The organism is Gilliamella bombi, assembly GCF_900103255.1.
Taxonomy (GTDB): Bacteria; Pseudomonadota; Gammaproteobacteria; order Enterobacterales; family Orbaceae; genus Gilliamella; species Gilliamella bombi.
This window is the reverse complement of the sequence record NZ_FMWS01000059.1, coordinates 22,005-29,975: the sequence shown is the minus strand read 5'-3', so window position 1 is coordinate 29,975 and position 7,971 is coordinate 22,005. Positions and strand designations below refer to the sequence as shown.

8 protein-coding genes are annotated in these 7,971 nt (G+C 35.2%); 6 read left to right on the top strand and 2 right to left on the bottom strand.

Annotation, left to right across the window (positions count from 1 at the left end; translation table 11 throughout):
* Positions 1 to 542: 542 nt before the first annotated feature.
* Positions 543 to 1,046 (top strand): CbrC family protein, encoded by a 504-nt coding sequence (locus B9N71_RS10765; protein ID WP_065590690.1) that lies wholly within the window; start codon positions 543 to 545, stop codon positions 1,044 to 1,046.
* 122 nt (positions 1,047 to 1,168) lie between these two features.
* Positions 1,169 to 1,438, top strand: a complete 270-nt coding sequence (locus B9N71_RS10760) for a hypothetical protein (protein WP_085165932.1) — start codon at positions 1,169 to 1,171, stop codon at positions 1,436 to 1,438.
* Between the two features lie 140 nt (positions 1,439 to 1,578).
* Here B9N71_RS10760 and B9N71_RS10755 read toward each other — a convergent pair whose 3' ends face one another.
* Positions 1,579 to 2,505, bottom strand: a complete 927-nt coding sequence (locus B9N71_RS10755) for an L-lactate dehydrogenase (RefSeq protein WP_065590692.1) — start codon at positions 2,503 to 2,505, stop codon at positions 1,579 to 1,581.
* Positions 2,506 to 2,970: 465 nt separating this feature from the next.
* Here B9N71_RS10755 and B9N71_RS10750 point away from each other — a divergent pair, with 465 nt between their 5' ends.
* The 4 genes from B9N71_RS10750 to B9N71_RS10735 are packed head-to-tail and all read left to right on the top strand — an operon-like array spanning position 2,971 to position 6,412.
* Positions 2,971 to 3,816: a metal ABC transporter substrate-binding protein gene (locus tag B9N71_RS10750; protein ID WP_244178547.1), complete on the top strand. Its 846-nt coding sequence runs from the start codon at positions 2,971 to 2,973 to the stop codon at positions 3,814 to 3,816.
* Positions 3,816 to 4,706 (top strand): manganese/iron ABC transporter ATP-binding protein, encoded by an 891-nt coding sequence (locus B9N71_RS10745; protein WP_085165930.1) that lies wholly within the window; start codon positions 3,816 to 3,818, stop codon positions 4,704 to 4,706. The genes B9N71_RS10750 and B9N71_RS10745 overlap by 1 nt, the downstream gene beginning before the upstream one ends.
* A 6-nt stretch (positions 4,707 to 4,712) precedes the next feature.
* Positions 4,713 to 5,579, top strand: a complete 867-nt coding sequence (locus B9N71_RS10740; protein ID WP_065560161.1) for a metal ABC transporter permease — start codon at positions 4,713 to 4,715, stop codon at positions 5,577 to 5,579.
* Positions 5,576 to 6,412, top strand: coding sequence for a metal ABC transporter permease (locus tag B9N71_RS10735; protein WP_085165929.1), 837 nt, complete (start codon positions 5,576 to 5,578; stop codon positions 6,410 to 6,412). The genes B9N71_RS10740 and B9N71_RS10735 overlap by 4 nt, the downstream gene beginning before the upstream one ends.
* A gap of 116 nt (positions 6,413 to 6,528) precedes the next feature.
* Here the strand turns inward: B9N71_RS10735 and dnaB are convergent, their stop codons facing one another.
* Positions 6,529 to 7,953, bottom strand: coding sequence for a replicative DNA helicase (gene dnaB / locus B9N71_RS10730; protein WP_034909856.1), 1,425 nt, complete (start codon positions 7,951 to 7,953; stop codon positions 6,529 to 6,531).
* Positions 7,954 to 7,971: the final 18 nt, after the last annotated feature.

Here is a 7,971-nt window from a genome sequence, read left to right as displayed (position 1 = left end):
TTTTATTGGATTTTTTATTTTATATTTTTAAATAAAATCAAACATTTATAGATTAGCACTTTTGTTATTATGACTACTTAATTCCACTTTATAAGGTGCATTACATATCGTTAATACATCACTACAGCCTATTGCTTGGTTATTTTTATCTATAATACTCAACATCAAATTCTCAAATGTCGTTACTCTACTTTGTCCGTCTCCATCATCATCTCCCCAATAGTTATAACGTGTGACTAATTAACTTATACTCACTAAGTTACTTGATCTTAATGTAGAAACCATCATGCCTATATCTGCAAAACTTTGCTCACCCACTGGTAACTTAATCGGGTTTGTCACACTTGAAGTGTTGGTTGATAGTGTGATTTTTGTTACAGCTATTTTTTGTATTTTAACTTAGTATATGTTTTAGACTTAACTTTCAAGAATTACTATTCAACTATCAACTTGCTGATGACAGTAATCTGGCATTTAATTATTTTGTATTGAACTCACTTAGGTTATATAATCTTAATTTTATTATAATAAAGGAGTCTGTGATGTGCTTACCTATGTTTAAATATCACCCAAATGCATATCAACTCGATATTTTTGTTAATGAAAAGGGAATTTGTTCCGTTTGTAATCAAAAACGAACAATAAAATATAATTTGGTACCTTATTGTGTTGAAGATCCTGATTATATCTGCCCATGGTGTATTGCCGATGGTTCGGCTGCAGAAAAATATCAAGGTCAATTCAACGATAATTATGGTGTAGAAGATGTGCCATCCGAAATGTTAGACGAAATAGTATTAAAAACCCCGAGTTATTCATCATGGCAACAGGAAGTTTGGTTATCGCATTGTAACGAACCTTGTGCTTTTATTGGTTATGTTGGAGCCAAAGAAATTGAACCCTATTTTGATGAAATCTTAGATGATATCCAAGACTATCCCGAAGAATTGATAAAATCGTCTTTATCGAAAGACGGGACGTTCGTTGGCTATTTGTTTGAGTGTGTGCAATGTGCTAAAAAAAGGTTGCATGTTGATTGTGATTGATTTTAATAACTCTATACAGAGTATCGATTTAATATGCTAAATTAAAATAAGAAATAATAGTGTGCAATATCTCACTGATAAAAGGAAATAACTAGGAAAACTGCAACCATGAAAAAATACCATTGTTATTAACTATATTGTTGTTTAGTTGGTTTAATACTAATTATACGTTCGCCAATACTCAAACTGCATCATCTCAATATAAAAAGCAGTTTGCTGACGTTGCTGATGTTGCCGCTTTTAATGATTATATTGCTTGCTATCCCGTATCTGAACATCTTAATACATATAAAAAAATCGCCAGCAATATCAGAGATACTCATTACCATTTTTTAAGTGATGCTAACTATAATCAACTTGAAAACCAACTTAAAATCATCTTAGAAGATTAGCAGTATATTTCAAAACTATTTCTTTTTCTTCCATGATCGTTATAAAAACCTTGCTCGTGGCGTATTGTGTATGCAATGACGCCACAAATAGATAACGCTTGGCTAGCGCGCTATTCAAGCAATAGCGAAAATAATTTGTGCTACGGTAATTTGATATGATCAATATACCCTTTTACAATATTTACACTTTTTTCAAAGAGTTTTTTTTCATTTTCGTTAAAGTCGAGCTTGATCACTTTTTTAATACCATGTTGGTCTAAAATAGCAGGAACACCAATTGCAACATTTTTATAGCCATACTCTCCGTCTAAAATACAACTAAGCGCTAATGCTCGATGACTATTAGTGAATATATGTTGGCAAATTTCGGTTATGGTGCTAGCTATTCCATATTCAGTACAGTGCTTACGGTTAGCAATTTCAAAGCCCATTTTTCGAGCTTGCGTGCCAATTTGTTCAAAATCGATTTTGTTTTTTTCTAAATCATTAAGATTAATTCCATAAACCGATGAATGCGACCAAACGGGGAATTGTGAATCACCATGCTCACCAACAATAAAGGCATCAATGCTTTGTGGACCAATATCCATTTTTTCGCCCAATAATCGACGCAAACGTACCGTATCAAGCCATACTCCTGTACCAATCACTCGATGACGAGGCAAGCCAGATAGTTTCCAGACTTGATATGTAATTGCATCGCAAGGATTGGTGGCAATTAAAAATATGCCTTTAAAACCATTGTTCATCATATCAGGCACTATGTTGGCAATGATTTTAGAGGTTCCTGCAAGCTCTTCTGCACGGCTTTTTTGGGCTATGCCTGATGTGACGGTAATAATGGCTATGTCAATGTCTGAACAATCAGTCGATTCACGCAGGCTAACTTTGACCATGTTTTGCCGATAAGCCGCCGCATCTAATAAATCTTGTGCATGCCCATAGGCTAATTCTTTATTAAGATCAACAAGTGCAATTTCTTCACAAATACCTCGGTTAACCAATGTATAAGCCGTTGTTGATCCCACATTACCTACGCCGATAATCATCACTTTTCGCAGTTTCATATTAAGCCTCGCTTTATTAAAAAATAAGGTAAAACAACAAGTGTTTTTCATAGTATAAAGCTAGATTAGTATGATTTAATAAATAATCTTTTCTACTTTAACTATTATTTAAATAGATGGAATTAGCTACTAATTATTTTGGTTTTATATACAATGAATTAATAACATAGCTATGCCTAAAGTTAATTGAGATCGTGAACTTTAAAAAAAATTGACTTTCACCTTTTAAATGATAATAATTCTCATTAACATTTAAATTTATTGCTATAAATAATTGGCAATGAAGTGTCACTACTACAAGTAATTAAATTGAAAGATATTTGTTAGATTTGTTAGAAACAATCACTGAATTTTGCTATTTGTTTATGAGTTAAACGCTAGGAGTCGCTAATGAAGTTCAATTTTTTGAAAAATCGTAAAATATTATTAAAGGTTATTTTAACTTCGTTAATTATTTTGACAGGTATGCACAAATCTGCACAAGCGTCAGAAAGGAAATTTAAAGTCGTTACTACCTTTACGGTTATTCAAGATATTGCGCAAAATGTAGCTGGTGATGCTGCTATAGTAGAGTCAATTACCAAGGTCGGCGCAGAAATTCATGAATACGACCCCACCCCGCAAGATATTACCAAAGTGCTTTCAGCAGATTTAGTGTTATGGAATGGCCTTAATTTGGAGCTTTGGTTTAAACGCTTTTTTGAAGATGTAAAAGATGTCCCATCCGTTGTTGTGACTGAAGGTATTGAGCCGATGCCAATCCGCGAAGGAAGCTATAAAGGTAACCCTAATCCACATGCTTGGATGTCGCCAACACTAGCCTTAATTTATATTGAAAATATTCGCGCGGCATTTGTCAAATATGATCCTAAAAATACGGCTACTTATAATAAAAATGCTGCTGATTATATTGCTAAAATTAAAGCGCTTGATGCACTATTACGCGAACGATTGGCCAAAATCCCTGAGGCAAAACGTTGGCTTGTGACCAGCGAAGGAGCTTTTAGTTATCTAGCTCGCGACTATAATTTGAAAGAAGCTTACTTATGGCCAATAAACGCTGAACAACAAGGCACACCTCAGCAAGTTAGGCAATTAATTGATTTAGTGCGAGCAAATGATATTCCTGTCATTTTTAGTGAGAGTACTATTTCAGATAAACCCGCTAAACAAGTGAGCAAAGAAACCGATATTAAATATGGTGGCGTTTTGTATGTCGATTCGCTTTCAACTAAAAATGGTCCTGTTCCAACTTATATTGATTTGTTAAAAGTGACCGTTGAAACCATTGCTAAAGGATTTGAAAAATAATGACTCAAATTTGCTTGAAAGTTGATGATATTACGGTGACTTATAATAATGGCCATACTGCAATTTATGATGCTAGCTTTAGCTTAAACGGTGGTACTATTTGTGCTTTAGTTGGTATTAATGGTAGTGGCAAGTCAACGTTATTTAAAAGCATTATGGGAATGGTTCATCCAACCCGTGGGCGTGTAACTTTTAATGATTTCTCAGTAAAGCAAGCTTTAAAGCAAAATATCATTGCCTATGTGCCACAAACCGAAGAAGTCGATTGGGATTTTCCTGTTCTGGTGTCGGATGTAGTAATGATGGGACGATACGGGCATATGTCTTTTTTACGTATTCCAAGCAAAGAAGACAAAAAACAAGTTAATATTGCTCTTGAACGTGTGAACATGCTTGATTTTAAGCATCGTCAAATTGGCGAACTTTCTGGTGGGCAAAAAAAACGAGTATTTTTAGCTCGAGCATTAGCTCAACAAGGTAAAGTGCTGTTGCTAGATGAGCCCTTTACTGGAGTTGATGTTAAAACTGAAAATGCCATTATTGATTTATTGAAAGATCTGCGTGAAGAAGGCCATTTAATTTTAGTTTCAACCCATAACTTAGGTAGTGTTCCTGAATTTTGTGATCAAGTGGTATTAATTAATCAAACTGTACTGGCCTTTGGTCCAACTAAAACAACTTTTACACCGCAAAATTTAATGACCACCTTTGGTGGTGCACTACGTTACCTTAGTTTATCAGGCGAGAAACTGCATAATGACGAAGATCCTCGTAAAGTATCCATATTAACTGACGATGAGCGTGCTGCTATTTTTTATGGCGAAGGTAAGCATGATTCCCCCCATCGAGATTTATTGATTGACCATCACGATAATAAACCCAAGGGATAACAATAAATGGAACTTTTACTTGAACCATTTACCTACGATTTTATGCTTAAAGCGATTTGGGTAAGTAGTATTGTTGGCGCTGCTTGTGCTTTTTTATCGGCTTTTTTAATGTTAAAAGGTTGGTCACTAATGGGCGATGCGCTATCGCACTCTGTTGTACCTGGCGTTGCTGGTGCGTATGCACTTGGACTACCTTATTCAATTGGAGCATTTTTTACTGGGTTACTGGCGGCACTTGCAATTACGTTGGTTCGTGCCTTTACACGCTTAAAAGAAGACGCCACTATCGGCTTTATTTTTTCAACCTTTTTTGCTGTCGGTTTGTTAATTATTTCGCTCAATCCAACATCTGTTAATGCACAAACTATTATATTTGGTAATATTCTTGGAATTGATGATAGCGATATGTGGCAAGTGCAAATCATTATTTTGGTATCATTTATACTACTTTTCTTTTTTTGGAAGGATTTGTTGGTTGTTTTTTTTGATGAAACTCATGCCAGATCGATTGGATTAAAACCATTAAAACTAAAAATCCTATTTTTTACTATTTTAAGCGCATGTACCGTTGCAGCATTACAAACAGTTGGGGCTATTTTAGTAATAGCTATGGTTGTTACCCCTGGGGCAACCGCTTACTTACTGACTAATCGATTTTCTCGGCTATTGATTATCTCGGTTCTTATTGGCACTGTAACTAGTGCTGTTGGTGCTTGGATTAGCTACTTTTTAAATGGCGAAACTGGTGGCGTTATTGTAACGCTACAAACGCTGATTTTTATTGCCGCATTTTTATTTGCTCCAAAGCAAGGACTTATTGCCAATCATCTTCAGATCCGTAAAAGCCGTTTAAATAAAGGGAGAAAGGTATGACAGAGTTTTGGGAATTTATCTACTATCCTCTGAGCCTTCCTCTTATTCAGCGAGCAATTTTAGCTGCACTAGCAACTGGTATAGTTTGTGCCTTGCTTTCTTGCTTTTTAGTTTTAAAAGGCTGGTCATTAATGGGGGATGCAATTTCGCATGCGGTTTTACCTGGAATTGTGCTGGCCTATTTAGCAGGTATTCCCATTATAATTGGTGCTTTTGCTTCAGGCCTATTTTGCTCGGTTGCAACAGGTTACATCAAAGAAAACAGCCGATTGAAAGAAGATACCGTAATGGGGATTGTATTTTCGGGTATGTTTGCTTTTGGTTTAGTATTATTTTCAAAAGTAGATACTTCACAGCATTTAAATCATATCCTATTTGGTAGTGTACTTGGCACTAGTTATGACGAGCTTAAAAAGATCATATTTATTGCTACAATTGTATCAATCTTAGTTATTATAAAACGTCGCGATCTTATGCTTTACTGCTTTGATCCTGTACAAGCCAAAGTTGTTGGACTACCAGTTAAACTATTACATTATGGTTTATTAAGTGTGTTAGCTTTAACCATTGTAGGTTCGTTAAAAATAGCGGGTATGATTTTAGTTATTGCTATGCTAATAGCTCCAGGTATAACTGCCTTTTCGTTAACTAAACGTTTTGAATGGATGTTAGTAATTGCTGTGTTAGTTTCCACATTTTCAACGGTGGCGGGCACTTTGATAAGTTATTATGCAGATGCATCAACTAGTGCTTGTATTGTTATTTTGCAGGCAACCATATTTTTATTTGCTCAGGTTTATCAGTTTATTACTAGCAAAAAATTACGCCACTAAAATTATTCTTGTAACTATTGCAAAGAAGCCGTTTTTAGAAATACTTTTTTACAGCTATAAAAAACAGCGTAATGATATTTTTAAGCCATTTTACGCTGTTATTATTAATTTAATTGTTATTCATCATCCAAATATTTACTATTATCAGCATAATTATCAAAACGTGAAAACTGACCTTGGAATTTTAATCGAACTTTCCCAATTGGTCCGTTTCGCTGTTTTCCTAGAATAATTTCAGCAATGCCTTTATGTTCTGAAGCTTCGTTATAAACCTCATCACGATAGATAAACATAATCACATCAGCATCTTGTTCGATAGAGCCTGATTCACGTAAATCAGAGTTAACTGGTCTTTTATCGGCTCGTTGCTCCAAACTACGATTAAGCTGAGATAGTGCAACAACAGGAACTTGTAATTCTTTAGCCAAGGCTTTTAGTGAACGCGATATTTCGGCAATTTCTAAAGTACGATTTTCAGAAATATTCGGTACACGCATAAGCTGTAAGTAATCAACCATTATCATACTTAAGCCTTTATGTTCCCGATAAATACGTCTTGCTCTTGAGCGTAATTCCATTGGAGTTAAACCTGATGAGTCATCGATATAGATGTTTTTCTTTTCGAGCAATAGTCCCATTGTGCTTGAGATTCTTGCCCAATCATCGTCTTGCAGTTGTCCTGTTCGAATTTTTGTTTGGTCAACACGTGAAAGCGAAGCTAGCATACGCATCATGATTTGTTCTGAAGGCATTTCTAAGCTGAATATTAATACTGGTTTTTCTTGTTCTAGAGCAGCATTTTCGCACAAATTCATAGCAAAAGTGGTTTTACCCATTGATGGCCTTGCCGCAATGATAATTAAATCGGAACGCTGCAAACCAGCCGTTTTTTTATCTAAATCGATATAACCTGTTGAAACCCCTGTCACACCATCATGTGGACGTTGAAACAACTCTTCGATTTTAGCTACCGTTGCTTCTAGCACTTCGGTAATACTTTTTGGACCTTCACCTTGTTTAGTTCGGCTTTCAGCGATTTGAAATATTTTGCTTTCCGCCAAATCTAAAATTTCAGTACTATCTCGCCCTTCTGTTGCATAACAGTTATCAGCAATATCATTTGATGCACTAATTAATTCACGTAAAATCGCTTGTTGGCGAATAATATCACTATAAGCAACAACATTTATCGCACTTGGTGTGTTTTTTGAAAGTTCAGCCAAATAAGCAAAACCACCAACATCAGCTAAAACATCTTTACTTTCAAGGCTTTCAGAAAGGGTAATTAAATCAATTGGTGTACCTTTACTGACCAATGTATGCATTTCAGAAAAAATTAGTTGATGATGGCGCGAATAAAAATCGCGATCAGTGATCATTTCAGATACAGCATCCCAACGTTGATTATCAAGCATCAAGCTACCAAGTACTGCTTGTTCAGCTTCAATTGAGTGTGGTGGAAGCTTGATATTATGCAAGTTTGATTTTTTCGCTTCTTGATTTCTAGAATCTTTATTTGTGCTTGTTCGATCAGTCTTCATTACATTTATCTTTTTAAT